Consider the following 25,207-nt stretch of genomic DNA (forward strand, 5'->3'; position numbering starts at 1 on the left):
TTTCACCAAAACATATAATTACTAAGCAAAGGAGGATGGTTATGAATACAAAACGACTAATGTCATTACTGACGATTTTTCTTTCATTAGGATTTTTGTTTGGCTGTAACACAGCAGAAGAACAAGACCCTGCACCACCTGAGGTCGAAACACCTGGAATGGATGAAGAGGAACCAGATTTAGATGAGGAACCATCTGAAGAAGGTAACGAAGCTCCTGGAATGGATGAAGAAGAACCCGACTTGGATGAGGAACCGTCTGAGGAAAATAATTAATCATGATAAAAGCATGCAGAAACAGTATCAGTTCTCTGCATGCTTTTCATGGGACCTTATATTCTTAGCTGAAGTTGGTTCTTTCTCCATTAAATTAAATGACTCTCCCACTCATTCCTTAAAATTCCCATAACTAAAACGTCGTACCTTTTTCCATCTCTATAAACAGCCGATCTTTTTCTTCCTTCTAATTGAAACCCTACTCGTTCATATGCTTTTAAACCGCCGATATTATACTCAATCACCTCAAGACCAACTCGATCTAAATTGGCTTCATGAAACGCATAGCGAAGAATCAATTGTAGTGCCTCTGTTCCATATCCTTTCCCTCTATTAGTTGAGTCTCCGATGCCTATCGCTAAAAGTCCGGTTCTGTTATTCCATTCAATTGAGTGAATACAAATCAACCCTATTAATCTATTGTCTTGAATCGTTTTTAAAGTGAAGAATATTTCAGTGTGGCTCGATTTTCCTTCTTCTGCTAACTGCTCCTTATTTTTAGGAAGTGCGATTTCAGTATCAACATTGCGAAGATACTCAGCATCTTCTCCCCACTTCTCCATTGTTTCAAAGTCTTCTTCTAATGGCAGAGCCAGCTTTAGTTTTTCTCCACGAAACAGGTTTAATTTCATTGTATTCATCCGATTAATCTCCTTTTTTATATAGGTACTTACTTACAAGGACTGCTTGAATCAGTTTATCTTCGATTCTCGGTACTTTATCTTCGATTTTAGGCATCTTATCTTCGATTCTACAAAACTCTACTATTTTCTCACCGCTAACAAGTAGTAAATCATCTCCTCATAGAATTAAAATTAGTAGTCTTTCAAAAATTCCAGCATACTTTGCTTATCCTTTGCCATATATAAAGGAGTTGAATAATCCAACTTGCCACTTCTATAATCGTAAACAAAGAAGCAAGGAAAATCTGTTAGATAATATAAGGGAATTCCTTCTTCAAGAGCAATGTCTCTTGAGAATGCTTGAGACTCTCCGACATTATTGAACTGCCATAAATCATCTTCATACTAATAATGCTTGTTTAACTCGTCATGATCCTCATCATCAAACTCTCTGTAAACTGTGACTAACGTTAAATCTTCCTTAGCATCACTTTTAGGTGTTGATTTAGCTTCTTCTATACCAAATAACTTTTTAAATAATCCCATGTTCTTCCTCCTCTTTGTTCACTGTTCTTTTTTATATAAAAATTAAAAAGCTGGTGGTGTTACTGAAAATAGAATAACAGCTTTTTCAGTAAAGCTATTTTCCCATTTATGCTTCATATATGCTGGAATTTTGACGCTATCACCAGTTTCTAATCTGTATTCTTCACGATCTAAAAACACTTTTATTTTCCCTTCTATTACAATAGCCACTTCTTCTCCTTTATGCTCTAAAAGCTTTTCAGACGAAGAGGTGTTAGGAGGGACTGTCATAATGGCCGTTGCCAATGTGCCTGTAAAATCAGGTGACACTAGCTCATACGATAGGTTTTCAACAACCATTTTTTTACGTGAATGGGATCTTACAACTAAATCCTCTGTTTTTGTTTCTTCAAGTAAAAAGCTAAATGTCGGAACATCAAGAGCCTTTGCTAATACCTTTAATGTCTGGATTGATGGATTAGCTAATCCTCTTTCAATTTGACTTAACATGGAGGGTGTTATTTCAGCTATTTTTGCTAACTCTCTGCTGCTAAACCCTTTTGCTTTTCTAAACTTCTCAACTTTTTTTCCAATATCTATATTTTCCATCATCATCCCCCTTAGCAAAATAATTAAATATAATTTAACTATTTTAAATCAAATTGAATATATTGTGTTAAACTGAATTTAACAATTGTTAAATTCTATTTTACCTTACTAAATTTTACAGGTCGAGTTAGGAGTGGAGAAAATGAATGATTTCTTAACGTTTTTGGTTCTTTCTTTATTTGTGGTAATGAGTCCAGGTATTGACACTGCCCTTATTACAAAAAGAACGATTTCAGACGGTAGAAAAGATGGATTTAGCATGGCTTTAGGAATTACAACTGGATCTTTCGTTCACACATTTGCAGCTGCCTTTGGTCTTTCAGCTATTTTGCTTCAGTCAGCTGTTGCCTTTGAAATTTTAAAATATGTGGGTGCCTTTTACCTGATATATCTCGGGATTTCTTCTTTTATTTCAAGAAAGAAAAAAGATCCTGCTGCTGAAAATCAACAAGATGCCCAAATGAAAAAGTCCGCATTTAAGCAAGGTCTCATATCAAATGTACTCAATCCTAAGGTTGCTATGTTTTTTCTAACATTTTTACCACAATTTATTCAAACAGGTGAAAACGCCACACAGCAACTAATCATTATGGGAGTTATTTATACACTGCTATCAATTTCTTGGTTTTTCATTTATGTATTTTTCATTAACTATTTACGTGAATGGCTGTTGTCTCCGAAAGTACAAATAATCATGGATAGGGCTACAGGTCTGGTTTTAATCGGATTTGGTTTAAAGCTTGCGTTGGATAAAAATCACTAATAGGGCCTTACAAATACGTAAGACCCTCAAAATGTAAGGATTAGATGATCTATTTTCCCCTTAGGGATTATACGAACTATCTGTTTCTTTAGATAAAGCTTAAGAATTTACGAGAGTCATAGTGGTTTTTTTCTCATCAGTGTGTGATGTGATTATTCTGTGAAGTGAATCTAAAGAGGTTAGATACTGATTACATTTCATGTTATCTTGGCACATATAATGACTTTGCTTAGTTGAGGTTTCTGTTTCAATTGTAAAAACACCTATTTGTTCATAACGATTGCAAACTTCACAAATTCCTTTATTCGCCCTTGTAAATATTCCTTTTATACCTACTAACTCATTATCCATTGTAGCAATGATAAATTGCTTGTTTACACCAGGATCTTGCCACTTAAAATAACTAATGTCTCTTAAATCTATATTTTCTATGGAAGGAAGTTTGACACTTTTTTCGTTATCAAACAGCGTGCTAAATAATGGCTCAGAAATCTTCCTAAATGGAATAACATAAATCTTCAACCTAAGCAAATAAACCAATGCCTCCTTTTTATCATTAAGATAAAAAATTGGATCAAATAAAGCTTTCTTATTTTGATCTAAGTTAGGAAATAAATGATAAATTCTTTCCCTCATCATTTGCTTAATACTATCTAAAACATCCATGCTGCAACCAGATTCATGAACATGAACTAACCCTATTACATCTGACTTAATAACATTATATTGGTAGCTTTTTATAAAAGGCTTCATGTAATCCTCCACACCTTGTTTTGACTAGTACCATTAGTAAACCCGATAGGTCTTTCCGGTTTGAGCACCTTCTACACTTTTCACATATGCTTTTGCGACTTTACTTCCTGGAACAGGATCAAAACCCTGAAAATATGGGCCATACTTATCGATTGACTCCACTAACACATTTGGACTAACATTATTGATTCTAATTCCCCTTGGTAATTCGATTGCAGCTGATTCTACGAAACTTTTTATAGCTCCGCCTACCATTGCTGCCGAAGTACCTCCAATTATAGGATCTTCCATGATAATGCCGGTGGTTAACGTAAAGCTACCACTATCCTTAATAAAATGCTGTCCTATTAGAACGAGATTCACTTGACCTTTTAATTTACTATTAATGGATAAATCATTGGTCTGTGGTGTTAATTCCTTTAAGGGACCAAAATAGGTTTCACCCGTGGCACTAATAACTGCGTCAACCTCACCTACAGATAGGTACATGTCCCTTATACTATCTGGAGAAGTGATATCCACAAAGATATCTGATTCTCTTCTTCCTGCTGACACTACTTCATGACGTTGTTCTAACTCTTGTCGGACTGCACGACCAATTGTTCCATTAGCACCAATTAATACTATTTTCATAGGGTTACCTCCTAAAGTATTTTTAGTCATTATTCTAAATAGGTAGAAATCTCTTGTTTATTCATCTCAAATCCAATGATATTTTTAACCAACTTTTTAGATCCAAGAAATCCCTTCTTATAGAAAGCAAAAGTTGGTACAATCCTTGTTCCCGATAATTGTATAAGCTCTTTTTCCAAACTAGAATTCTTACTTACATCTTTATCGATATAGGGTATTTCATTTTCTTGAAGATACTTTTTCGCTTCTTGGCAGTCAGAGCAGGTTGGTCGAGTATACAGCTCAAGAATGTATCGTTGTTTCAATGTAAACACCCCTCACTTTTTTAAATTTATAAACAACAGCAATGCTATGCTTGAAACAATCATCAACACAGCAAATACATAGGAGAAGCCGCTAGCAATTGATGACAAAATGATCCCTGCAATTGTTGGTCCAACTGTTGAGCCTAATGATCTAAATAAACTTAACAATCCAACTGCTGAACCTGCTTCTTGAATTGATGTGCCCTGTATAATAAGAATATTTAATGGTGCACCAATAATAATTCCAATTCCAAACCCTGCTATAGCAGCAGAAATAAGGAGTAAGAGATAATTAACAGGAAAGATAAAAGAAAGTGAGCCGATTAATGTAATCGCAAATCCTAAAAACAATACATGTTTAGCTCCCCATTTTGAAACCAAATACCCGCCTATCAGTGAGGCAATCATAGAAGCTACAGCAAGTGGAGCCACCCCATAGGATGATTGTGCCTTCGTTACCTCAAAGTTTGTTTCTATATATAGTGGTAATAAATTCATTGTTGATGCCATGATGAAGCCGGACATTAGTGATAAGAATAAAACCACTAACACATATCTTGATTTGAAATAACCTAGTTTAATAATAGGATCTTGTGATTGCTTTTCTGTTTTAATGAACAATGGAACGATTAGTAATCCGATCATTAGCATTGTGATATTTTTTAATGTAATCCCCAGCATAATGGAAAGAATCATACCTGTTAGTAAGATAATACCTAGATAATCAATTGGTTTTTTACTAATTGTTTGCGGTAATTTCATCGTACTCATTAATAAAATTACTAGAATAGAAATTGGAACATTGATGAAGAAAATCCATTGCCATGCGAAATGTTGAATAATATATCCTCCAACAATAGGACCCATAATACTGCCAAAACCAAATACTACCCCAATCCATCCCATTGCTTTTGCACGCTCTTCTGCTGGATAACTTACAGTAATGTAAGCAGCAGTGATTGGAAAGATACCCCCTGTACCTATCGCCTGAATACTCCTTCCTATTAAAAAGGTTAAGAAGTTAGGAGCAACGGCTGAAAATAAAGAACCTAATCCAAATAACAAAATACCAGTCATGAAAACTTGCTTTCTGCCGAATCGGTCCGAAAATTTACCCATTAGGGGTATACTAACAGCAAACAGTAAAGTATAAATGGTGAAACTCCATACCCCCCATGAAGTATTAATACCAAAAGTACGAACAATTGAGCTTAACGCGGGTCCGACAATTCCATGATCTAAAGCCCCCATAAAGATACCTGTAAGAAAAATACTTAACACAAGAGATTTTTGTTTACTTTGTGTTTGTAATTTGTTTTCCAATAATGCTTCCATAACTTTTAACCTCCAATATCTAACAAGGAAATAATTTCTATATTTATTTTATACCATACCCCCCTACTGTATGTAAAGTAACGATTTACTATTTTTTCTAATTTTATTATTTCACTTAATGAAACCCTAACTAAGAACGGTTTTTGAACAACCTCTATTCACCTTCCAATTGACTCTCAATAAACTCATTAATTTGTTTACTCATTTCCTGAGATTTTGTCCAATGCAAATAATGATGTCCATCTAAGGTGATAAGTTCACTTGTACTTTGATTTTGCAATTGATCTTGATAAAAGGTCACATTTGATTTTCCTTCTTCATTCACCTTGTCTTCTTTCGTCGTGAACATCATAATAGGCATATTTGGAGGAAATACCAAATTCTTTGTTTTCTTAATATTATTGCTTAACTCTTGTGCTTCTTCGATCACATTCGAATTGTAAGCCTTCCAAGCAGAAAGCTTCTTCGTCATCATTAAATTCTGTTCAGAATAAGTTCCTTCATCTGCGATAGGTAGAAAGTTATTTGAAATCACATTTACAGCAGCTCTTGCGATTCCCGTCGGAGCAACAAATTTCAGATATCCTGGCAAATCTGGTGTAGATTCTTGAAAGTATTCTGTTGCCATTGGTAAGGTGCTATCAATACCAATAATGGCTTCCACTTCATCTGGATATTGATTAACGTAATACATACTATAAATTCCTGAAACAGAATGAGGCATGAAGATATAAGGTCCATCAATATTGCTTTCCTTAAGAGCTGTTCTCATTTCCTCTGTTATGTTCTCTACTGTTCGTTCCTTCTTTGTAAACTCACTCCAGCCATAACCAAAGGGCTCAATGACAACAACTTTATGATGTTTTGCTAATTCATTCATCAACGGTTCGAAATCTAAGGCAGGGGCTGTCGTACCTAACCCACTTAAAAGAACAACAGTATGTTCACCTTTTCCCTTTGAATATACATGCATTTTCTTTCCATCTACCTCAACGTATTGCCCAATTGCAGGGTATTTTTTTTGCTCAAATTTCGTCATAGTTTGATGATATGCAATCCATATCAAAAAGAATGATAGTAAGACGATCAAAATATTTCTCGTTCTTTTCCAAAATGTAGACTTTTTCTTCACTTTCATAGCTTCACATCTCCTAGTAATCTAGTTCCACACATTTCTTTATAATAACGAGTCATTTACCTAATTAAGCAATTCAAAGTAAGTTTAACAACAACTAACGAACGTTAGTACATTGATTATTATAATACTTCTTTTGTAAAAATCAACAAAAATATTCCAGTAACTAGAAAAACCACAATAATGTCTAGACCTGTAAAAAAGGCCAAGCAGCTTAGTCAGATACAAACTAAGTGCTTGGCCTTTTTCACTATTAATATTCCGTAATAATAATCGGTGTCCCAATTGTCACATTTGTCCGCTCTTGATCGGGGCTATAGCGTAATCCCATTTGCAAATTCACTTTCTTGTTATTCTTGGCTGGGATGCTTTCTTCCCATTTTGACGTGAAACCGGATATTGATTGAAACCCTTCTTCTTTAACACCCTCAATATAATCTGCTCCAAAACCATCCATAAGGTTTGTTGTTATTTTCTCCAAGTCGGGTTTCCCCTCAAGATATCCATTAATTGTATAATACTCTTTGTCCATCTTCAGATTCATATTATCCAAGAGTTGATGAAGTTCCTCACCATCTAAAGATTTATCTTTGAATTGTAATGTTAAAAACATTTGAAAACCTTCATTGCTTTCAGTGATATAAATTTGTATTTTATAAAGTTGGCTAGTTACCTGTTTATCTATTTTTGCCTCAACAGTAACATGATGGTTTTCCGGTTCATGTGTAATCCATTCGTGTATAAAAGGAAACTTGGCTTTTGTATTTCTCACTATTTTATTTACTTCTTTATCGCTATTCGCAGTACCTAGATCTGCTTTCAAGTATCCTTGCCATGAAGTGATGCTTATCTGATTTTTTTCTGCGATTTCGATCATTTCTTCTAATTTATATTCTCTATTACTTCCTTCTACAGAATGAATAGAATAAAAAATAATAGTAATAAGACAACTTAATATTAGTCCAATTTGTTTGATCATTGCTCTCTCTCCCCTCATGAGAAAGCATTGACCCTTTTTTATAGATATATACCTATTAAAATACTAATTGAGGAAAAATAAAAAAGGCTGGAACTAAATATCACGATGGTCATACCATATAAAAAAGCTTAATAAGGGGATGTTGAGTGTCAATGCTGCTAAAAAACCTAATACCGATCTTTGTCATTTTTTTGCTTTCAGCTGGAGCATGGTTAATCCCATCTGAGCAACTTCACTCCGAAATTCCAGCATTAGAGGTCTTTGGTAAGATTGGCACCACAATATCAGTTGTGATGATTATGTCTTTTCTACTTCTGTATGTAATCTATCGATTAATAAGAAAAAGGTCGTGTTAAAGGAAACAATAGATTACTAATATGTATAAATAGGGTGAATATTAAATGTTTGTAACACTATTACTACCGGCTGTCATTCCCTACGGCAACCCGGTCACATTTTTTAATCCAACAGCAGGCTATCATCGTAAAAGAGAATTTTTTAATTGGGTTCATATGGTTCAAATAAAATATAGTCCATATCAGTCTGTACCTTTATTACAAACCGATACAAACGATACAATGATTGAAGGAGAATTAAGTCCTCAAACAAATTTTGTCCCAAATAATCCTTCATAGAAGGAGTTGCCCCAGTAGGCAGCTTCTTCTTTCTTTTTCACTTCTTTTCCACAGCCTGTCCACCATACTCATTTCTTAACGCAGCAACAACCTTCCCAATGACCGATTAGTAGTGAAAGAACAATCACAGGGGTGTAATGCTTCGGATTGTCGAAATCTAGCGAATCGAAGATAAGTAGGGCAAAATCGAAGATAAATTTAAATAATCGAAGATAAACAAATCCTACCAGCTAATTTGTAAGCACATTTAGCTAAAAACATATGATCATCTCCTCTAATAATGAGTCTTTCTTAGTAAAAATCATTTTCCTCCTACTACTTAAGCTCTATATTTAGTAAATCTGGAACTTTTCTCCCCCAAAAAAATCTTATTATTAGAAGTCGATAAACAAATGGCCATGCTTCAACGCTTAAAGGCAAGAACCCAGGAAAAAAATCAGTCCGGCTTTTATGAAGCTGTACCTGCAGTTGAAAAGGAATTAAGGAAGTATGAACAAACACTACAAGCAGCTGAATAAAGTAAAGAAAAAAATAGCCAATCAATTCATGTCAATTGATTGGCTATTTTCTTTGCAACCTTATTCAAAATAACTACTCTTTCCTCACCTTCATAGACTCCATCATCTCACTAATCTGCTTCCCATCATTCTCAAGCACTTTCTTCACATTTGGACCAAACCATTCTAACGAAGCATATACGTCCATTGTTGGAATCAATTCTTCAAGAAAATCCTGATAATTAACAGCCCCTTCAAATAATTGAACCATTCCTTTCCTGGAGCCAGCTGCTGCATAAACATTATTAGGAGAGAAAACATCTAATTGTGAACGCGAGGCAATATTTTTAAAGTGAAAATGAGACACATACGGTCCAAGCTGATTCATCGCTTCAATTGGATTTATACCAGATTCCCATACATGTAACACATCAAAGTTTATTCGAAGAGCTGGGTGATTTGTTTCTTCTAGTAGCTGAATCGTTGAAGCAAGGTTATCTGCTAATGTATTCGGATGTGTTTCAACAAGGACAGACTGACCTTCTGCGTATAGAAATTCACAAATTAAATGAAGTTTTTCAACCAACTCATCTCGTTCCCTTTTAGTTGTCTGCGCGCTACCTTTTTTCCCGACAAATGTACGAATCTTCTTTGTTCCCCAATGCTTTGCTAATTGAGAAAGCTTCTTCGTCTCTGTAAGTAGATCGCATTCACTCACTTCTAACGGTAGATAATCGCTAAGCATACTTGTTTCTAAACCATAAGCATTCAGCCAATCAGCTCCATAATGAGGTTCATCTGCTAAATTTTTTGCATGAATTCCCCAAAGCTCAATTCCTTGAAAAGATTGGGCTTGAGCCCAGTGTGCAATTTGATCTAGGGAATGGAGATGATGTCGAAAAGAGATTGTACAGATCGAGAGTTTCATTTAAGCGTCACCTTCTTTGTCTTGTTGGTTTGTTCTTTTGACCACTGCTCGAAGCATTGCAATAATCCCTTTTTAATCTTACATTCTCGTTCATTTTGTTCGGCTAATTTTGAATTAATATCATTAACGAGTGATATGTTCTTTGTTAGCGCAAGCTTCATCGCCCGGTATTGTATTGTTGTATATCCCTTTACAAGAAGTTCGATTTCATCACACCAACTTTCAAAGCCTTCCTCCTCCAGCTCAAGAAGCTCCCAAAAATAAGCAAAGGCATGTTCATACGCATATTTTCGTATGGCTAGTACGGGTAATTGTTTTAATGCTGAAGAAAGCTGCGACAGGTTCTCCTTCTGTTCTCCAATCGTATAGACTTTAACAATGTTAGATATAGCCTCAGTAATAGGATTAATATCAAGCTTAAGGCAAGTATGAAAATACGCTTGAATAGTCTCAGCACTTGGTGGCTGAATTCTTTCCGCTTGAAAAACATACCCTCCTTCTACTGCTGGTTCAGCGATGGCGTTCAAAATTCTATCCTTCGGCAATACGCCCTCCCACCTAAAATCAGGATCATACATAAACCACTCATCCTCATTTTCTGTTTTTTCGAGCATGACATAATGAGGAAATGGCTTTGAATGAAATTTATTTTCTCGTTCTGGAAGCAGTGATAAATCGAGCATAACCATTACATATTGATGCTGATCTTTAGCTTCCAAAAGTCTTAACATCTTTTCTATATTTTCCTGCTTAGATTTTGACTCGTCATACCATTTTTCCAGCTTAATACCGTAAAGCAGTTCATACCATATTTGAAAAAATTCATGGTCTATTCTGTCTGAATGGTACGTTAATGTTCCATCTTCAAGTACATCAAAATCTGCATCCCATACACCAAAGTAGTAAGGCCTGTGGTCAACCCCACTTGTTTTTTTAATCACTTCACAAATACAGCTCACAAAGCAATGAACTTTAATCATGAGTTATCTCCACCACCTCTTTTTCATGCTGACGCTCTAAGAAAGTAGCTAAGTGGCCTACTGTTCTAAAATCATTTGGTGAAAGTGCCTCGTCTGGCATTTTGATCCCTAGATCTAACTCAATGAATAAAATCAGCTCTAAAATCATGACGGAATCCATATAAAGATCTTCATTTAATCGTGCATCTTCATGAAAGGAAGCTATCGTCGGAAGCTCTATTTTATTTTTCAATATGTGATAGATTGCTTGAATAATATCATCTCTTGTCATATGTACGTCTCCGCTAATTTTTTTCGACTTACCTTGCCATTTGGTAGTTTGTCAATTTGTGAAACACGTTCGAACTCGATCGGTATTTGATGTGGAGCCAGATATTTACTGCACCATTCTCTAAGCTCTATTTCTTCAATAGGTTCCTCTGAAACATATTGAGCACATACCCGTTCTCCTGTGAATTTGTTTTGCTTTCGAAATACAATTGCTTCGATAACTCTGGGTTCATTCATTAAAACATTTTCCACTTCTTGAGGGTATACATTTAACCCAGCAACATTAATTGTGTCATCCATCCTTGCTAAAAACGAAAGAATTCCATCATTAACATAACCTAAATCCTTTGTAGAAACGGAGTTTGTGGCTGTGTGAACAATGATTTCACTCGGAGCATCCATTTCACCAGCTTCCACTCTAAGATGTGGTAGAGGATATCCCATTTCCCAAGCTTGTTGCAGGTTTGTGTGAACGGCAACACATCCAGCTTCAGAGCATCCATACTGCTGAAACACTTTTGTTGAAACACTTTTTAATGACTCTAACCAAATAGCTGGGATCACTGTCCCTGAAGTCATCACATAGTGAAACCGTTGATTCGCGCCCATTAACCTGCTCAATGTATGTAAAAGTGTTGGTGCTGCATAAAAGATATGATTGCGATGCTCATTAAGCTTTTTTAATAGATAGCTTGGATTCATTTTTGTAATGATAACAGGATCTGCTCCTCTTTTTAGACAAGAAAGCACGCCGCTGATTAATCCATAAGAATGAGTAACAGGACAAGCCACGATTGAGGTGGTGAAACGATCAAGAGATAGTGCGGAAACATAGCTAGTCAGCTCTTCTTCAACTGAACTCCATGATCGTTCTATGCATTTTGGGGTACCTGTTGTGCCTGAACTCATTTGGATAAGACCACCTTCACCTCCCCATTCAATACTTGATAATTCAGTCATAGAATGTAATGATTGATAGAATAGAAGATGGCAAGAAGCCGCAGTTGCCATTCGTAACGCTCCTTGTTGTGGTGTTGAAGGATGAATTGGAAACACCATCCCGCCTTTTTGACGAATATATAAGCATAGTGTAATCCACTGAAACATATCAGATAAACAAACAGCTAATCTTTTATTTTGACATTCTCTAATCTGCTCGATTGAATCAAACAACTCATATTGTTTTTCCACATCATGCAATGTATAGTAATGGTCATCCACATAAATCATCGCGAATTCTCCTTTTGTCCTAACATATTTTTCACAAGGTGACGAAATTCACCTTCACTCTTTTTGCTAAGCTTTTTCTTTAAAAGAGATTCAGCATATATAAACGGTTTATTTATTTCTACCTGTTTGTGTCGATGAATCAACTCGGGGAATTTATCCAGGTGGAGTGAGAGCGCTGTATCCACTGCATGCCAAAATTCCCCCTCTTTGTAGCAGTATTGTTTTTCAAATAGTGCTGATAGCTCTGTTAAATGGAAGACAAATAACGTATCCATAACAAGCTCTCTTAAAGCCTCCACAGATGACATCCAATAATACTGATCAGGAGATGCATCTTTAAAAGTAGGATGTATGTTTTCGAAGTTTGGTACAAAATCTTTATTTACTAAAAACTCCTCAACATACTCCAAGCTATCATGGAAATCTCGTAAAACAACTTTTGTTGGCCAGCCATTTTTGTGTAAAAGAATCATATTTTGTGCATGAGCTTCAATCGCAATTCCGTGTGCGATGAGAAGATGCCAGACAGGTACAATACTTACTTGTATGAATTGGTTTAGCCAGGTTTCAATTCCATATTGAGTAAGCCAATCATCTATAAAAGTTCGACCATCCTGCTCGATCATGGCTAGAGCAGTAAATGGTACAGCCTCATCACCCTTGTTCATATATACCCTTATGCTTTCTCTCCAAATGGCTCCTAACTGTCCTTCTAACTCCTGCTCTGATGATTCAAAAGTGATACCAGCATATTCCTTTAATATAACGAGAGCTGCCTCATTTTTTAGATAGAAATCATTTTTAATGATGTTTTCAAGCCAATCTGAAATATAAGCTGCTGCACAAACAGCATGAGGCTGTAATGTTCTTTTAGAAGATGTGTTGACCATATTCATAGATAGCTTCATATTTGCTTTTTCAGGACTAAATTCGTTCCATAAGGTACGAACAGATTGTGTGGCTCTGTAGTAATCTCCTTTCACCCTTAATAAAAGAATCTCTTTGGCATTAATAAGTTTTTCTAGATGTTCTTGAATCGACTTCCATTGGTAAGGATGAATCGGTAAAAACGTATACGTATCAAAGCTCTCTCCCATTGAATGAAGCTGCTGTAGCAAATATTCCCACATTAATGAGCCAAGCTCTTTTCTCCAAAATACTTCTTCGTCCCCGGGAATCGATATTCTTACTTTGTTTCTTTTAACCGCCGTCCAAACTAATGGAAACGATCGCTTTGCTTCTGGACCATACTGTTCATGGTCTTGGATTGAAAAACCAATACGTGACTTAAAACACGGATGATACGGATGGCCTTCACTGATTTCTGATTCTAATTCTTCATAGCTGGAGTCCCTCCTCGACATTGGATGGAAAAGATGTGCTTCATTCCACTCACATAGGGTAATCGCTTGAGTTAATTCAACAACTAATCTCCGTTTTGCCTCACCATCTGCTATACATGCTTCTACTAGCTCTTCTAAAGTTGCCTCGATCCTTTCTTCGTCTAGTCGCACCCTATCAAAGGCTATTCTTTTTCCTCTAAAACGATAGGTACGTGATTTTCCGAGTAGATGAAAGGTACCATTGTCTTCTTCAAATGGAATTAGATTTTCATAAAGCAATGCTTCAACTAATTGTTTTTTCACTCGGTTTTCTGCTGTTTTAGTAGGTATAAGAGATAACTTTTGCACATTGTTCCTCCTTTTGAAGGGTTAAGAAAGGATTGTCTACTTTTGTGTAAATCGCCTGCTCTAGCTTTGCTGTTAGTTCATCTACATCATGAAGACGGGTTAATAAATTGGCTTTGTACGATAGTTTGTCTTCATGTAATAAGGTGTGAACAAGTTGTTTGCCTTGTCCTTTTAGCTCTTTTTCTAACAAGTGTAATTTGTCTGTTGACCATTGAAGCAGAGTATCTTCTGAGATCAGCCCATCAGCTCCAAATCGATAGATTACTGAGAAAAGCTGATTCATCACCAGATAATAGGTAAATCTTTCTTGTATTAACGAATCATTATAAAACAACTCTGGTGTTTCGAGTAATGAAGGCTCCATATGACAAAGATACTGTTTATGATTTTCCGATAAATAATAGCCTTGATTATCTCGGTAAAAATACGTTTTTGGATAGCCCTCTGATACATCTAAAACACTGTTTTGCTGATGAGCTTCTAACGCAATTCCATGCTCATCATATAAACGGATAAGTGGGTCAATTGCACAATCCCAATACTTTTCAAACCACTTCAAACTCACATCTTCTATTGAACGATGATCTCGCTTTGCCACCTTCATGATGAGTTGGTAAAGCCTTGATTGTTGATTTAGCAAGGGATCTTGTGCAATTGCTGCTATCGAGCAGATTCCTTTATCTCTTCCTTTAGGAAAGGGGTTTGACCGAATAATCACTTCAAACCCTGACTTTTGTTGATGTGGAAAATCAACTGTTATATATCCAGGATCATCAATAATTTGAAAAGCTGGATAGGTTTCAATAAACGATAATTTCCTCCATAACCTTGCCATTACAACTCCTGCTTTTAGTTCATGCTGTTGATTAACTCGTAATGAGTTGGTCACTTTCACGGGAATCGAAAATTTAAGCATATACTCCTCATCATCTTGATAAACCGTTCGTAGTGATGACGTGGCGGTATAATTTTTCCCTAATGTACCTAAATTTTTAATTAATCCCCTATTTATTGCATCTTTCACATGATCTTGATGTAAGAGCCATTGTGCTTGAAGCGGATGCATCGGTACGATACAAGCTTCTTTTGAAATGTGTAGAGTAGGAGATGATTTTATTAAGGCTTTTTTCAGCAGCTCACTAGCACTCTCAGTTAAAATGGATTCTTCTTTTATCATGCTGAAATCAATTTGAAAGTAATGTAGCTGAAAACTTCCTGCTAATTCAGGTGCAAAGCTTTTGTGCTGCCAATATGACATTCCTTGCCTGCTTTTTGGTGTAGGGTGAAACCAATGACCAAAGAGTAGAGATTGCTCTGTTTCTATAAATGAACTGTTTGCTGAATAAAGAGTATGCGAATTCTCCAATCTTGCTTCAATATATCTTTGCATTGTTTGATAGCTTCCAATTAATCTGAGAATTAGTTCATCATAATGTGAAGCAGGATCATGATCACGATTTGAAGTTGCCATTAAGTGAAGCTCTTGAACTAACGTCATCATCAGCGTGAGCTTTTCTTCTCTATACCACTGCTTTCCTTTTTGACAGTACTTAAGTGGTGTGCCTAAAACATGTCTCCCAACCTTTGAGCGATAGTTCACTTCAATTGCTAATATGATTTCTTGCAGAGGAAGTTCAAGCTCTAGTATGTATGGACCATTAAGGAGGATCGAAGACCTATTTTCTATAATCCAGTCCTCCGTCCTTATACATCGTCCAATGTCTACTTCTCGAATAAAGCTATTAAAAAAGGCCTGAAACGTTGCGTTTTCAGCAATTTGTTTAGCTGAATAGTTCATATTTCCACCCTTTCACAGAGTCTATAGTCCTACTAATTGAAAATCATTCTCAATAGGTGAGGGAAAAATAGTCTTCTTTTTCAGAAGACTAAATGATCATACTAAATGATTATTCACCTAATAATAATGTCTCAATTTCTTTCAAGCCTTTTTGACGTTCAATTGGATCCCAAAAGCCCCAAGTTGTTGTAAGGGTATGTACTTTATCATTTTGTACCGCTCTTAGGTTTTTCCACACTTCTCCTTGAGTAACAGAGTCATAATATTCACCACTATTAAAGTATGTTACATCAATAATGTGATCAGGATCATATTTTACTAGACCCTCAATTGAAATATTTTCACCAAAATCTTCAGGCAGGTTTTCAGTTGGTTTTAATTTCAGATCATCAAATAATAATGAGTTCGTTGCATGATTTGTTGTTCCATATACACGAATGTCCTTTTTATTGATACCAACTGCCATGAAGGTTTCTTCCCCAACCTTCTCACGAATGCGATTTCCTATATCTTCTGCTTCTTTTTCCAAGTCTTCAATAACTTTTTTACCTTCTTCTAATTTACCAGCTGCTTCAGCTACTTTAAGGTGATCTTCCTTCCAATCTCCCCCTACCTCTACAACAACAGTAGGAATTGTCTCAGCTAACGCATCATATAGTGGCTTGTATCGATCACTGATAATTAGTAAATCAGGGTTAAGCTTTACAATTTCTTCCGTATTTATTTCATCTGCATATGGAAGTGCAGTGACACCAGCTAATTCTTCTGTTAAATGTGGTGGGAATTCATTGTCATATGCCATAACAGCATGTGGTTTAACGCCAACAGATACGAGTGAACCTTCCCATGAAACATGTGATAGTAACACAATTTTCTCCGGATTCATTGGTACTTCTGCTTCACCGTATAAGTGCTTAACCGTTCTTGTCTCCTCTACTTGTTCTTCTTGCTCTGTCTCGACTTCCTCTGTTGCTTGATCTTCCTCTTTATTCTCTTCTGCATTAGAAGCTGTTTTTTCTCCACTACCGCATGCTGTTAATACAAGTAAAAGTAGCATTACCATCATGCTCCATGAAGCGAATTTCTTTGTCATGAGCCTTCCTCCTAATTGATAATGAATTTCATTTATGATGATAACAATTATCAATTAAAGCGAACATGGACAATTCATCCTTTTTACATGGACAAAATATACTCCTTATGAAACTATGACATTAATCTTGAAGTTTTAAAGCTTGAGCTAAATTGTAGGAGCATATGCTTTCTGCCTATTGGTCCCCAAGGATCCCATTCATGGCTTTTGGGATAGTAGATTTCTCTATTTTTAACAGCTTTTATGTTTTTCCATTCTTTTGTTTGAACCACTTTCCATACATCTTTTTCATGACTCCAAAGGATTAGCAGCTTGTCAATATTGAACGCAGCAAGCTCTTCTACTGTGAGTACTCGGTATCCACTAGTTGGCAAATCTGGATGAGGCTCAAAGCCCAGCTTTTGATAAAGTAGATCAAAGCAAGCATGATCACTGTGACCATAAAGACGAATTTCATTTTGTCTGATCCATATAACCGCCCAGTTCCCTTTTCTCGTCAAAGGACAGAGTTCATCCTTCACTTTTGACTCCAAGCAACAAATCTCTTGCTCGATCTTATCAACCATATTCTCTTTTCCAAGTAAGCTTGCAATCTCGCGAAAGTAGTCATTCCATTCTGTTTTCAATGAAATATGCTGTACTTTTTGTTGATGTGATAGCAACACAGCTTGTACCTCTCCATTATGTAAAGGAGTTTTAAAAATTCGATCTGGCTGTGATTGAAGAATTTCTTCTGGTTTAAACATCTTTTCTGCATTTAGTAAACGTGTTCCTTGTAAATGATGTTCAAGATGACTCGGTAGCCCGTTACTTGACGGATAGACAGATGGGTAGAACGGGGCCGCTACAGGCTGTATGCCTAATGCTAATAAATGATCTTGTAAAAACATTTGACTCACAACCGCAATTCTTTCTTTTGATTTTTTCATAAAAACGGTTGGAGCCTCTCCTACTTTTTGTTTAAAAAGACGACTAAAATAAAATTCATCCTGTAACCCAATCTTCATCGCAACATCTTTTGTTGTAATGCCCTTATTTTGAAGCATGAGTGACTTCGCTGTTTGAATTCTTTCCTCAATTAAAAACTCTTTGGGCGACATTCCTACTCGCTTTTTAAACGCACGGGCAAAAGAATTTGGAGTCATATTTACTTTTTCAGCTAGTGTTGCAACCGAATATGGACTTGCTACATTCTTTCGAATCAATTCCATCGTTTCCTCGATTTGATCCACTTCTGCATAATCAGTTAAAAAAGATAAAATATTCCAAATCGCTGATTGAAACCTACATTGTGCCGACAACGACTCCCCTTTTTGTAAATGAATGGCTTCATCCCACAATGAAACCATCTTTGCTGGCAATTGGTCAGCTAGGCCAATCGACAATATATTAGCAAGATCTTTTACTTCCTTATCCCATGACAGCTTATAAACAGTTAAAAGCTCCGGGGCCGTGGATAGGAAATGACAGTCTTCTGTTAAGAAATAACTTTTCCCTTCCTTAAGAGGTTCCTGCTCTCCATTTCTCACGATAAACCCGTGACCTGAAGCAATATAAATAAGGCTAATATGCCCATTCATGACGTGGATGAATTCCATACCTCCATCACGGATTTTCATCATATCTAACTTAAAATGATGAAGCTTAGTCAAAAGTAAATGTGTCATAAAAGCACCTTCCTTATTTTTGAAAAAGAATTGACAAACTGAATGTAACAATAGTAGATTAATAGACAATTACGACAGTAAATGAAAATGATAATCATTTACACGAAAAATAAAAGGAATGATTACGATGAAAAACCATTCAATGACTGAATTACCATGCGATTCACCATCTCAATCTGTGAAGAAAAATAACGCAACAGCACTGAGTTTATTTGGTTTGCTTTTCATTTTTATTAGCTTAATTGTATCCATTGGTCTTGGTGCAGTTCTGATAAAACCTTCTGTTATCATTGATTCTTTTTTTTCGTTTCAAAATGGAAATATCGAGCATCAGCTTATCTGGGAAATACGCATTCCACGTGCTTTAACAGCAGCTTTAATTGGGGCAACACTTGCTGTTGCAGGAACAATCATGCAAGGACTAACACGAAATCCCCTTGCAGATCCATCAATTATTGGCATTACACATGGTTCAGGATTAGCCATCGCAATTTCTCTTGCGTTTGTGGGATCTGGATCTTATTGGGTTCTTCTTCTTTGGTCATTTGCAGGATCAGCGATTGGTGCATTCTGTGTTTTAGCTTTTTCGATGATATCAAGAGATCGAATCTCTCCTGTAACACTTACTTTAGCCGGAGCTGCCTTGAGTACACTTTTTAGTGCCTTATCAACTGGTATTGCGCTTTATTTTCAAGTATCCCAAGATCTTAGCTTTTGGTTTGCAGGTGGGTTATCAGGAACAAAATGGCTTCATGTTTTTATTCTCCTTCCTACCGTTATCATTGGCTTAACACTTGCTTTATGGATAAGTCGTTCGCTAACGATTTTAGCTATGGGAGAAGAAGTCGCTACAGGACTCGGACAATCTTATCAAAAAGTTCGTTGGATCGGATTGATTAGTGTTATTTTACTGTCAGGTGCTGCTGTTTCAATTGCAGGTAGCATCGGCTTTATCGGACTTGTGATTCCACATGTAATTCGGTTGCTTGTTGGTCCCGATTATCGTTTATTGCTACCTCTTAGCGCGATTGCTGGAGCCTTTCTTCTTGTTGTCGCAGACATCGGCGCCCGAATGATCAACCCACCATTTGAAACACCTGTTAGTGCGGTTACTGCCCTTGTCGGGGTACCATTTTTCCTTTATCTATCACGTCAGAAAAGGGGGTATATGTAATGGATTGGAAAGAAGCATTTCTTCAATCAAGATTATGGTTATTCCTACTTATGTTCTTGATTTTCAGTGTTTTTATTGTCAGTCTCTCAACTGGTGTTTTACCCATATCACTCAAAGAAATTTTTGCAACTATTTTAGGAAATGGAACTCCTCAGCAAGAGCTTGTTTTGTATCAATTAAGATTACCGCGAATGATTATTGCTATGTTAATTGGAGCAGGGCTAGCGCTATCAGGAGCGATTCTTCAAGGCTTATCACGTAATTCATTAGCTGATCCTGGAATACTAGGAATAAATGCAGGAGCAGGATTAGCTGTAGTGTGTTGTATTTTCATATTTGGGCAATCAAAAAGCAGTATTCTTTCTTCCACTTTTTTTCTACCTGTTTTTGCGTTTGTAGGCGCTTTACTCATTGCACTCTTAATCTATAGCTTTTCTTGGAAAAACGGAATTGATCCTGGACGTCTCCTTCTTATGGGACTTGGCTTTAATGCCCTATGTGGGGCCTTATTAATTATTTTTCAACTAAAAATGGATCCTAAAGATTTTCAAGCTGCAACGATATGGCTAACAGGTAGCATTTGGGGAGCACAATGGCCGTATGTATGGGCATTGCTACCTTGGATTCTGATTTTAATTCCGATCTCTTTTTTAAAAGCAAGATCAATGAATCTGCTTCAGTTTAGTGAAGCTGTTCCACATGTTCTTGGTCTAAAGGTTGAGTCTGAGCGCAGGTTTTTATTAATTCTTTCAGCAGCTTTAGCTGGAGCATGCGTAGCTGTTGGTGGTGGCATAGCATTTATTGGACTATTGGCTCCTCACCTTGCCCGTCGACTATGTGGAGCAAATTATTTCAGCCTATTACCTTTATCTGCTTTAATCGGTGCCCTTCTTTTACTTGTTGCTGATATGATTGGGAAAAATCTCTTAGCACCGGCTGATATTCCAGTCGGTATTGTGATCTCTGTTATCGGAGCTCCCTATTTAATTTATATGTTACTTACTAGAAAGGGAACTGGCTTGAAAAGCTAACTAAATGACTTACCTTCTCTGCTATTATAAATAATAATGATAATCAATTTCAATAAGACTGTGGATGAATATTCAAATATGTACATATCTAATCCGAAATAATACGAGAATGTGAGGCTGCTTACTTATGAGAAAAAATAGAAATGTGTGGATTCTGCTAACAGGTGAATTTGTAGCAGGATTTGGATTATGGCTGGGGATTATCGGTGATCTTGAGTTTATGCAGGATAAGGTATCTTCTGATTTCTTAAAATCTCTTATTCTTATAGCTGGTATTTTTGCAGGAATGATCGCTGGCCCACTTGCGGGAAAGATTACAGACCAATATAACAAGAAGACGATCATGCTCTACTCTGGTGTAGCACGACTTATCAGTGTAGCTTTTATGTTTATCGCGATCGAAACAGGCTCTGTTTGGTGGATGATTGCTTTTCTCGTTTCGATTAATCTTTCGGCAGCCTTCTATTTCCCAGCATTGCAAGCAACTCTCCCTCTTGTTGTGGAGAAAAAAGATTTATTGCAGCTTAACGGAATACATACAAATGTTTCTACCCTATCCCGCATTCTTGGTACAGCCGCTGCTGGGATTTTCTTAAGTGTAATGTCACTTTGGACGCTTTATTTGTTGGCGTTTATCTCTTATGTTGTTCTTTTTATTCTTACATGCTTCTTAAAAGTAGATGAACAAAAGGGTAAAGCTCAAGGCATTAAAGAAGATGTTGCTTCAAATGGACAAGGATTTAAAGAGGTGTTTCCTCTTATAAAAGGTCAGCCTCTTGTCCTCATGACACTTGTTTTAACGGTCGTACCGATTCTGTTTATTGGGGGCTTTAATCTAATCATTATTGCGATAAGTGAAATCCAAAACAATCCCTCAGTAAAAGCCTGGCTATATGCTGCAGAGGGAATTTCCTTTATGCTCGGTGCGTTTTTCGTTAAAAGATATGGTAACAAGTCTCCATATGCTACGTTATTGTTCTTCTCTACTATAATCGGGATTTCTCAACTAGTCCTTTATTTTACAAACATGCCGATTATTACAGTTGTAGCGTTTATTTTATTCGGCTTTTCAGTAGGCACTTTCTTTCCAACTGCAGCGACGATCTTTCAGACAAATGTTCCGAGTGATTTTCATGGTCGATTTTTCTCTTTCAGGGGAATGTTTGACGATTTCACCTATCAAATCGTTTTAGTCGCAACAGGACTTTTATTAGATATCATCGGATTTCAACAGATGACTGTGATCTTTGGTGTGTTGTCACTCCTAATTACGGGTTGTTTTTATATGAAGTTTAGGAATGGGAATAGAGAGAATTCTTTGTTTGAAGAAGCTGGGTGATGTAGATTGATTTATGGAACATGAATGTTATTAATATTGCATAAGCATAGCAGGCTGTCCCATTAATGAGATACCCTGCTATCCATATTTTCAGCCTTAACAGAACTTTAGTGTTAAGCTGTAAAAATATTACTTAACACTACTACATATAAACATCGAAGCATCTTGATTCATAAAAATACGCTGTCCATGATGAAAAGTCTTCATTTCAGCCGATTTAAATCCAACTTCGGATAATGTCTTTTTCAGTTCTTCATGCGAAAAGCCATTATGAACTTTTTGATGATGAATTTTATTGTTTTTGTCAAAATCAACAATGATTAGCTCGCCACCATTATTTAAGATGTTGAACAATTCTTGTAGTATTTTTTTCGTATCCGGAATATGGAGAAGAACTAGTGACATAAAGACGATGTCTGCCTTAAGCTCGGGCGTTTCTTGAGTAAAATCTGAATAAAGTACGTTTGCGTTAGTGATACCCTTGAGAGCAATTTTGGCTTTCGCAACCTCCAGCATTTCCTTTGATGAATCAACCAACAAAACAGAATCTACTAAATCAGATAATTCTAAACTAACGAGACCAGTACCACTTCCATAGTCTATTAATGATTTTGCTTGGCTATTTTGTAACTTTGATCTTACTTCCTTAACAATCACATTAGCTAATTCCATTCTTTCTTGTGTATCATATCTTTTTGCCATCTCTTCAAAAACGTTATGTTCCATAATTCGCTCCCTATTTATTAATAACAATCGTTAGTTTGTAGTTTGCATGCTCATTTAACTTCTCCAAAAATTGATTCATTTGTTCATTGGACGGAAATTTGCATTCGAGAAGATAACAGCCTTCCCCACTAATCTTATAATTATTTAGGATGTATTCATCATAAAATCCAATAAAAGATAGATACGGCTGGTGATTCATGCTTTGGGTAAAGATTGTAATAAAAGCATATATATTATAACCTAATTTACCTTGATTCACTTTAATCGTATACCCTTCAATCACTCCACTATCTTCTAGCTTCTCCACTCTTGCTGAAGTAGCCGGTCCTGTTAAATGGACTTTCTCGCCCAGTTCTTTCATTGTAATCCGGCTATTCTTAGAAAGCTCATTTAGGATTTTCATATCCGTGTTATCTAACATTTTCTTTAACTCCTTTCATTAATAAAGTAAAAAGGCCAAAAGAGTTTATTTATTCTATGTATTCATCGTTTGCTCATATTTTAAAATATACATTGTGCAAAGGAATTTTTAAAGAAAAGGAGTTTTTCACATGAAGATAAATACAATACGAAATGCGACGATCGTAGTTGAATATGCAGATAAAAAGTTTTTAATAGATCCAATGTTAGCACCAAAGGGAGCTTACCCGCCATTCCCAAATTCACCAAGACAAGACCAACACAACCCTTTAGTTAGCTTACCAACATCCATCGAAGAAATTATTAACGTAGATGCGGTGATTGTCACTCATCTACACTATGATCATTGGGATGAAGCGGCAAAAGACGCATTGCCAAAAGATATGAAAATTTTTGCCCAAAATGAAGAAGATGCCATAGAAATTCAAAGTGCTGGTTTCCAAAACGTAGAGGTTTTACAAGAGGATACAGTCTTTGATGATATCAAACTAATTAAAACAAAAGGTCAACATGGAAGAGGCGAAATCTTAAAGCTCACTGGTTTAGTATGTGGTGTTGTCTTCAAACATCAGACTGAGAAAACATTATATGTTGCCGGAGATACTGTGTGGTATGAAGACGTTCAAGAAGTGATCGATACACACAAACCGGAAATCATTGTAGTAAATGCTGGTGATAATCAATTCTTTGAAGGCGGTTCTCTAGTTATGGGGAAAGATGATGTTTTTGAAGTGTATAAAGCAGCTCCTGCCTCCAAGATTATTGCGGTCCACATGGAGGCTGTAAATCACTGGGGTTTATCTAGAGGAGAATTAAAACAATTTAGTAAGGATAAAGAAATGTCTCCTAATCTTTTAGTAACAGATGACGGTAATTGTTATACATTTAAATAGGACAGAAAGGCTTAATAAAACTTTTAAAGATTGGAGCATCTGTATAGCTTATTAAGAGTCTGTTAACATAATGGGGTGTTGAACTTTGTGTAACACTCCATTGTGTTTGTTTTTCTCTGTTATTTTATAGAAAGTTTATGTAGGAAATCAGCTACATGACATAAAGCCCCGTACATTACCTTAAATTTCATTCTAAACGAAGCAAAAAATACTGCCTTAACCTTAAAAAGGTGATTTATCTTCGATTTTGGAGTGTTTATCTTCGATTACTAGAATTTATCAGCGATTTTCTCTATTTTATCTGCGATTCTGCATATTCCTACTTATTTCGCCACCTTTGAAAACACATAAAAAGAAATTATCGTAGGTATTAATCTATTTACTATTTTTCAGTTGTTTTAAATGCCACGGTAAAAAATAAACAAATACAAAGATGAACAAAGGGATTGAGTACCATGTTTTCCATCCTTTGCTTACCATGTACCCCGATGCAACTCACCCCATTCAAGAAGATATGCAACAACTACCCATAGCCATCTATATAATACTGATTGGTACTTGTTTAAGAAATTAAGATAAACTAAGCCAATTGATAAAGGCACAAATGAGATAAAAATGTAGTCAATTAAATAAGTATCATGAGAAGGACCAATTTGAAAAGCTTTAAAAACATCACCAACTAATGCATCACCAAGCCAAGCTCCAAACCCCAGAATTCCCGAACTAAAGTAGATTTCTCTTAAGGTAAGCTTCTTTGGCATTAACAATAAAATCACCAAGAAAGCCCCAATAATTGCATAGGCATACCACATAGTGACTCACGGTCCTTCCGATAAACTTACCACTAATTTTCCCTATTTTTCTTTTTATATTCTTTACTCGAAGCTTCCTTGTTATGGG

Annotated in this window: 29 protein-coding genes; 9 read left to right on the top strand and 20 right to left on the bottom strand. The window is 36.1% G+C overall.

What is annotated here, in order from left to right:
- The first annotated feature begins 41 nt into the window (after positions 1-41).
- Positions 42-275 (top strand): hypothetical protein, encoded by a 234-nt coding sequence (locus LPC09_RS22090; protein ID WP_231308303.1) that lies wholly within the window; start codon positions 42-44, stop codon positions 273-275.
- 89 nt (positions 276-364) lie between these two features.
- Here LPC09_RS22090 and LPC09_RS22095 read toward each other — a convergent pair whose 3' ends face one another.
- The 3 genes from LPC09_RS22095 to LPC09_RS22105 form a co-directional block, all read right to left on the bottom strand.
- Entirely contained in the window at positions 365-916 is a 552-nt protein-coding gene (locus tag LPC09_RS22095) for a GNAT family N-acetyltransferase (protein WP_231308304.1), read from the bottom strand.
- 387 nt (positions 917-1,303) lie between these two features.
- Positions 1,304-1,444 (bottom strand): hypothetical protein, encoded by a 141-nt coding sequence (locus tag LPC09_RS22100; protein WP_231308306.1) that lies wholly within the window; start codon positions 1,442-1,444, stop codon positions 1,304-1,306.
- A 42-nt stretch (positions 1,445-1,486) separates the two neighbouring features.
- Positions 1,487-2,032 carry a cupin domain-containing protein gene (locus tag LPC09_RS22105; RefSeq protein WP_231308307.1) on the bottom strand — a complete coding sequence of 182 codons (546 nt, stop codon included), beginning with the start codon at positions 2,030-2,032 and terminating at the stop codon, positions 1,487-1,489.
- A gap of 142 nt (positions 2,033-2,174) precedes the next feature.
- Here LPC09_RS22105 and LPC09_RS22110 point away from each other — a divergent pair, with 142 nt between their 5' ends.
- Entirely contained in the window at positions 2,175-2,795 is a 621-nt protein-coding gene (locus LPC09_RS22110) for a LysE family translocator (protein WP_231308308.1), read from the top strand.
- A 99-nt stretch (positions 2,796-2,894) separates the two neighbouring features.
- Here LPC09_RS22110 and LPC09_RS22115 read toward each other — a convergent pair whose 3' ends face one another.
- The 6 genes from LPC09_RS22115 to LPC09_RS22140 form a co-directional block, all read right to left on the bottom strand.
- Complete coding sequence (locus LPC09_RS22115) at positions 2,895-3,548, bottom strand: FusB/FusC family EF-G-binding protein (RefSeq protein WP_231308309.1); 654 nt, start codon at positions 3,546-3,548, stop codon at positions 2,895-2,897.
- 33 nt (positions 3,549-3,581) lie between these two features.
- The gene (locus LPC09_RS22120) at positions 3,582-4,181 is read right to left on the bottom strand and encodes a short chain dehydrogenase (RefSeq protein ID WP_231308311.1); all 600 of its coding nucleotides are present in this window, start codon (positions 4,179-4,181) and stop codon (positions 3,582-3,584) included.
- A gap of 29 nt (positions 4,182-4,210) precedes the next feature.
- A complete protein-coding gene (locus tag LPC09_RS22125) occupies positions 4,211-4,486 on the bottom strand; it encodes a glutaredoxin family protein (RefSeq protein ID WP_231308312.1) in 276 nt (91 codons plus the stop codon).
- Between the two features lie 12 nt (positions 4,487-4,498).
- Entirely contained in the window at positions 4,499-5,821 is a 1,323-nt protein-coding gene (locus tag LPC09_RS22130) for an MFS transporter (RefSeq protein WP_231308314.1), read from the bottom strand.
- A 154-nt stretch (positions 5,822-5,975) separates the two neighbouring features.
- Positions 5,976-6,959: an alpha/beta fold hydrolase gene (locus LPC09_RS22135; RefSeq protein ID WP_098797132.1), complete on the bottom strand. Its 984-nt coding sequence runs from the start codon at positions 6,957-6,959 to the stop codon at positions 5,976-5,978.
- Between the two features lie 250 nt (positions 6,960-7,209).
- Positions 7,210-7,935 (bottom strand): YwmB family TATA-box binding protein, encoded by a 726-nt coding sequence (locus LPC09_RS22140; protein WP_176551058.1) that lies wholly within the window; start codon positions 7,933-7,935, stop codon positions 7,210-7,212.
- A gap of 146 nt (positions 7,936-8,081) precedes the next feature.
- Here LPC09_RS22140 and LPC09_RS22145 point away from each other — a divergent pair, with 146 nt between their 5' ends.
- The 3 genes from LPC09_RS22145 to LPC09_RS27430 all read left to right on the top strand — a co-directional run bounded on the left by LPC09_RS22145 (position 8,082) and on the right by LPC09_RS27430 (position 9,088).
- On the top strand, positions 8,082-8,291 hold the full coding sequence (locus tag LPC09_RS22145) for a hypothetical protein (RefSeq protein WP_098797130.1): 210 nt from the start codon (positions 8,082-8,084) through the stop codon (positions 8,289-8,291).
- 45 nt (positions 8,292-8,336) lie between these two features.
- The gene (locus LPC09_RS22150) at positions 8,337-8,570 is read left to right on the top strand and encodes a hypothetical protein (RefSeq protein ID WP_098797129.1); all 234 of its coding nucleotides are present in this window, start codon (positions 8,337-8,339) and stop codon (positions 8,568-8,570) included.
- A gap of 392 nt (positions 8,571-8,962) precedes the next feature.
- Positions 8,963-9,088 (top strand): hypothetical protein, encoded by a 126-nt coding sequence (locus tag LPC09_RS27430; protein WP_255301611.1) that lies wholly within the window; start codon positions 8,963-8,965, stop codon positions 9,086-9,088.
- A 73-nt stretch (positions 9,089-9,161) separates the two neighbouring features.
- Here LPC09_RS27430 and LPC09_RS22155 read toward each other — a convergent pair whose 3' ends face one another.
- From LPC09_RS22155 to LPC09_RS22190, 8 genes are all read right to left on the bottom strand, one after another.
- Complete coding sequence (locus tag LPC09_RS22155; RefSeq protein ID WP_231308315.1) at positions 9,162-9,995, bottom strand: sugar phosphate isomerase/epimerase family protein; 834 nt, start codon at positions 9,993-9,995, stop codon at positions 9,162-9,164.
- Positions 9,992-10,975 carry a DUF6005 family protein gene (locus LPC09_RS22160; protein ID WP_231308316.1) on the bottom strand — a complete coding sequence of 328 codons (984 nt, stop codon included), beginning with the start codon at positions 10,973-10,975 and terminating at the stop codon, positions 9,992-9,994. The genes LPC09_RS22155 and LPC09_RS22160 overlap by 4 nt, the downstream gene beginning before the upstream one ends.
- Positions 10,968-11,246, bottom strand: coding sequence for a petrobactin biosynthesis protein AsbD (gene asbD, locus LPC09_RS22165; RefSeq protein ID WP_231308317.1), 279 nt, complete (start codon positions 11,244-11,246; stop codon positions 10,968-10,970). Before asbD ends, LPC09_RS22160 begins: the two co-directional genes overlap by 8 nt.
- Positions 11,243-12,475, bottom strand: coding sequence for an AMP-binding protein (locus LPC09_RS22170; RefSeq protein WP_231308318.1), 1,233 nt, complete (start codon positions 12,473-12,475; stop codon positions 11,243-11,245). The genes asbD and LPC09_RS22170 overlap by 4 nt, the downstream gene beginning before the upstream one ends.
- Entirely contained in the window at positions 12,472-14,166 is a 1,695-nt protein-coding gene (locus LPC09_RS22175) for an IucA/IucC family protein (RefSeq protein ID WP_231308319.1), read from the bottom strand. Before LPC09_RS22175 ends, LPC09_RS22170 begins: the two co-directional genes overlap by 4 nt.
- Positions 14,138-15,964, bottom strand: coding sequence for an IucA/IucC family protein (locus tag LPC09_RS22180; RefSeq protein WP_231308320.1), 1,827 nt, complete (start codon positions 15,962-15,964; stop codon positions 14,138-14,140). Before LPC09_RS22180 ends, LPC09_RS22175 begins: the two co-directional genes overlap by 29 nt.
- 109 nt (positions 15,965-16,073) lie before the next feature.
- On the bottom strand, positions 16,074-17,057 hold the full coding sequence (locus tag LPC09_RS22185) for an ABC transporter substrate-binding protein (RefSeq protein WP_231308321.1): 984 nt from the start codon (positions 17,055-17,057) through the stop codon (positions 16,074-16,076).
- Positions 17,058-17,170: 113 nt separating this feature from the next.
- Complete coding sequence (locus LPC09_RS22190; RefSeq protein WP_231308322.1) at positions 17,171-18,724, bottom strand: helix-turn-helix domain-containing protein; 1,554 nt, start codon at positions 18,722-18,724, stop codon at positions 17,171-17,173.
- 127 nt (positions 18,725-18,851) lie between these two features.
- Here LPC09_RS22190 and LPC09_RS22195 point away from each other — a divergent pair, with 127 nt between their 5' ends.
- The 3 genes from LPC09_RS22195 (at position 18,852) to LPC09_RS22205 (ending at position 22,268) form a co-directional block, all read left to right on the top strand.
- Entirely contained in the window at positions 18,852-19,898 is a 1,047-nt protein-coding gene (locus LPC09_RS22195; RefSeq protein ID WP_231308324.1) for a FecCD family ABC transporter permease, read from the top strand.
- Positions 19,898-20,929 (top strand): FecCD family ABC transporter permease, encoded by a 1,032-nt coding sequence (locus LPC09_RS22200; protein WP_231308325.1) that lies wholly within the window; start codon positions 19,898-19,900, stop codon positions 20,927-20,929. The genes LPC09_RS22195 and LPC09_RS22200 overlap by 1 nt, the downstream gene beginning before the upstream one ends.
- A 127-nt stretch (positions 20,930-21,056) precedes the next feature.
- Positions 21,057-22,268, top strand: coding sequence for an MFS transporter (locus LPC09_RS22205; RefSeq protein ID WP_231308326.1), 1,212 nt, complete (start codon positions 21,057-21,059; stop codon positions 22,266-22,268).
- A gap of 129 nt (positions 22,269-22,397) precedes the next feature.
- Here LPC09_RS22205 and LPC09_RS22210 read toward each other — a convergent pair whose 3' ends face one another.
- On the bottom strand, positions 22,398-22,994 hold the full coding sequence (locus LPC09_RS22210; RefSeq protein ID WP_098797119.1) for a class I SAM-dependent methyltransferase: 597 nt from the start codon (positions 22,992-22,994) through the stop codon (positions 22,398-22,400).
- 10 nt (positions 22,995-23,004) lie between these two features.
- Positions 23,005-23,415 (bottom strand): Lrp/AsnC family transcriptional regulator, encoded by a 411-nt coding sequence (locus LPC09_RS22215; RefSeq protein WP_098797118.1) that lies wholly within the window; start codon positions 23,413-23,415, stop codon positions 23,005-23,007.
- 130 nt (positions 23,416-23,545) lie between these two features.
- Here LPC09_RS22215 and LPC09_RS22220 point away from each other — a divergent pair, with 130 nt between their 5' ends.
- Positions 23,546-24,307 (top strand): MBL fold metallo-hydrolase, encoded by a 762-nt coding sequence (locus LPC09_RS22220; protein ID WP_231308327.1) that lies wholly within the window; start codon positions 23,546-23,548, stop codon positions 24,305-24,307.
- Between the two features lie 473 nt (positions 24,308-24,780).
- Here LPC09_RS22220 and LPC09_RS22225 read toward each other — a convergent pair whose 3' ends face one another.
- Positions 24,781-25,083 carry a hypothetical protein gene (locus tag LPC09_RS22225; protein ID WP_231308329.1) on the bottom strand — a complete coding sequence of 101 codons (303 nt, stop codon included), beginning with the start codon at positions 25,081-25,083 and terminating at the stop codon, positions 24,781-24,783.
- Between the last annotated feature and the right edge of the window lie 124 nt (positions 25,084-25,207).

Origin of the sequence: Metabacillus sp. B2-18 (genome assembly GCF_021117275.1) — a bacterium.
Classification (GTDB): Bacteria; Bacillota; Bacilli; order Bacillales; family Bacillaceae; genus Metabacillus.

Bases quoted from the DNA above. Each gene is read 5' to 3' on its own strand.
- LPC09_RS22090 (WP_231308303.1), top strand. From the start codon at position 42: ATGAATACAAAACGACTAATGTCATTACTGACGATTTTTCTTTCATTA.
- LPC09_RS22095 (WP_231308304.1), bottom strand. From the start codon at position 916: ATGAATACAATGAAATTAAACCTGTTTCGTGGAGAAAAACTAAAGCTG.
- LPC09_RS22100 (WP_231308306.1), bottom strand. From the start codon at position 1,444: ATGGGATTATTTAAAAAGTTATTTGGTATAGAAGAAGCTAAATCAACA.
- LPC09_RS22105 (WP_231308307.1), bottom strand. From the start codon at position 2,032: ATGGAAAATATAGATATTGGAAAAAAAGTTGAGAAGTTTAGAAAAGCA.
- LPC09_RS22110 (WP_231308308.1), top strand. From the start codon at position 2,175: ATGAATGATTTCTTAACGTTTTTGGTTCTTTCTTTATTTGTGGTAATG.
- LPC09_RS22115 (WP_231308309.1), bottom strand. From the start codon at position 3,548: ATGAAGCCTTTTATAAAAAGCTACCAATATAATGTTATTAAGTCAGAT.
- LPC09_RS22120 (WP_231308311.1), bottom strand. From the start codon at position 4,181: ATGAAAATAGTATTAATTGGTGCTAATGGAACAATTGGTCGTGCAGTC.
- LPC09_RS22130 (WP_231308314.1), bottom strand. From the start codon at position 5,821: ATGGAAGCATTATTGGAAAACAAATTACAAACACAAAGTAAACAAAAA.
- LPC09_RS22135 (WP_098797132.1), bottom strand. From the start codon at position 6,959: ATGAAAGTGAAGAAAAAGTCTACATTTTGGAAAAGAACGAGAAATATT.
- LPC09_RS22140 (WP_176551058.1), bottom strand. From the start codon at position 7,935: ATGATCAAACAAATTGGACTAATATTAAGTTGTCTTATTACTATTATT.
- LPC09_RS22150 (WP_098797129.1), top strand. From the start codon at position 8,337: ATGTTTGTAACACTATTACTACCGGCTGTCATTCCCTACGGCAACCCG.
- LPC09_RS27430 (WP_255301611.1), top strand. From the start codon at position 8,963: ATGGCCATGCTTCAACGCTTAAAGGCAAGAACCCAGGAAAAAAATCAG.
- LPC09_RS22155 (WP_231308315.1), bottom strand. From the start codon at position 9,995: ATGAAACTCTCGATCTGTACAATCTCTTTTCGACATCATCTCCATTCC.
- LPC09_RS22160 (WP_231308316.1), bottom strand. From the start codon at position 10,975: ATGATTAAAGTTCATTGCTTTGTGAGCTGTATTTGTGAAGTGATTAAA.
- asbD (WP_231308317.1), bottom strand. From the start codon at position 11,246: ATGACAAGAGATGATATTATTCAAGCAATCTATCACATATTGAAAAAT.
- LPC09_RS22170 (WP_231308318.1), bottom strand. From the start codon at position 12,475: ATGATTTATGTGGATGACCATTACTATACATTGCATGATGTGGAAAAA.
- LPC09_RS22180 (WP_231308320.1), bottom strand. From the start codon at position 15,964: ATGAACTATTCAGCTAAACAAATTGCTGAAAACGCAACGTTTCAGGCC.
- LPC09_RS22185 (WP_231308321.1), bottom strand. From the start codon at position 17,057: ATGACAAAGAAATTCGCTTCATGGAGCATGATGGTAATGCTACTTTTA.
- LPC09_RS22190 (WP_231308322.1), bottom strand. From the start codon at position 18,724: ATGACACATTTACTTTTGACTAAGCTTCATCATTTTAAGTTAGATATG.
- LPC09_RS22195 (WP_231308324.1), top strand. From the start codon at position 18,852: ATGAAAAACCATTCAATGACTGAATTACCATGCGATTCACCATCTCAA.
- LPC09_RS22200 (WP_231308325.1), top strand. From the start codon at position 19,898: ATGGATTGGAAAGAAGCATTTCTTCAATCAAGATTATGGTTATTCCTA.
- LPC09_RS22205 (WP_231308326.1), top strand. From the start codon at position 21,057: ATGAGAAAAAATAGAAATGTGTGGATTCTGCTAACAGGTGAATTTGTA.
- LPC09_RS22210 (WP_098797119.1), bottom strand. From the start codon at position 22,994: ATGGAACATAACGTTTTTGAAGAGATGGCAAAAAGATATGATACACAA.
- LPC09_RS22215 (WP_098797118.1), bottom strand. From the start codon at position 23,415: ATGTTAGATAACACGGATATGAAAATCCTAAATGAGCTTTCTAAGAAT.
- LPC09_RS22220 (WP_231308327.1), top strand. From the start codon at position 23,546: ATGAAGATAAATACAATACGAAATGCGACGATCGTAGTTGAATATGCA.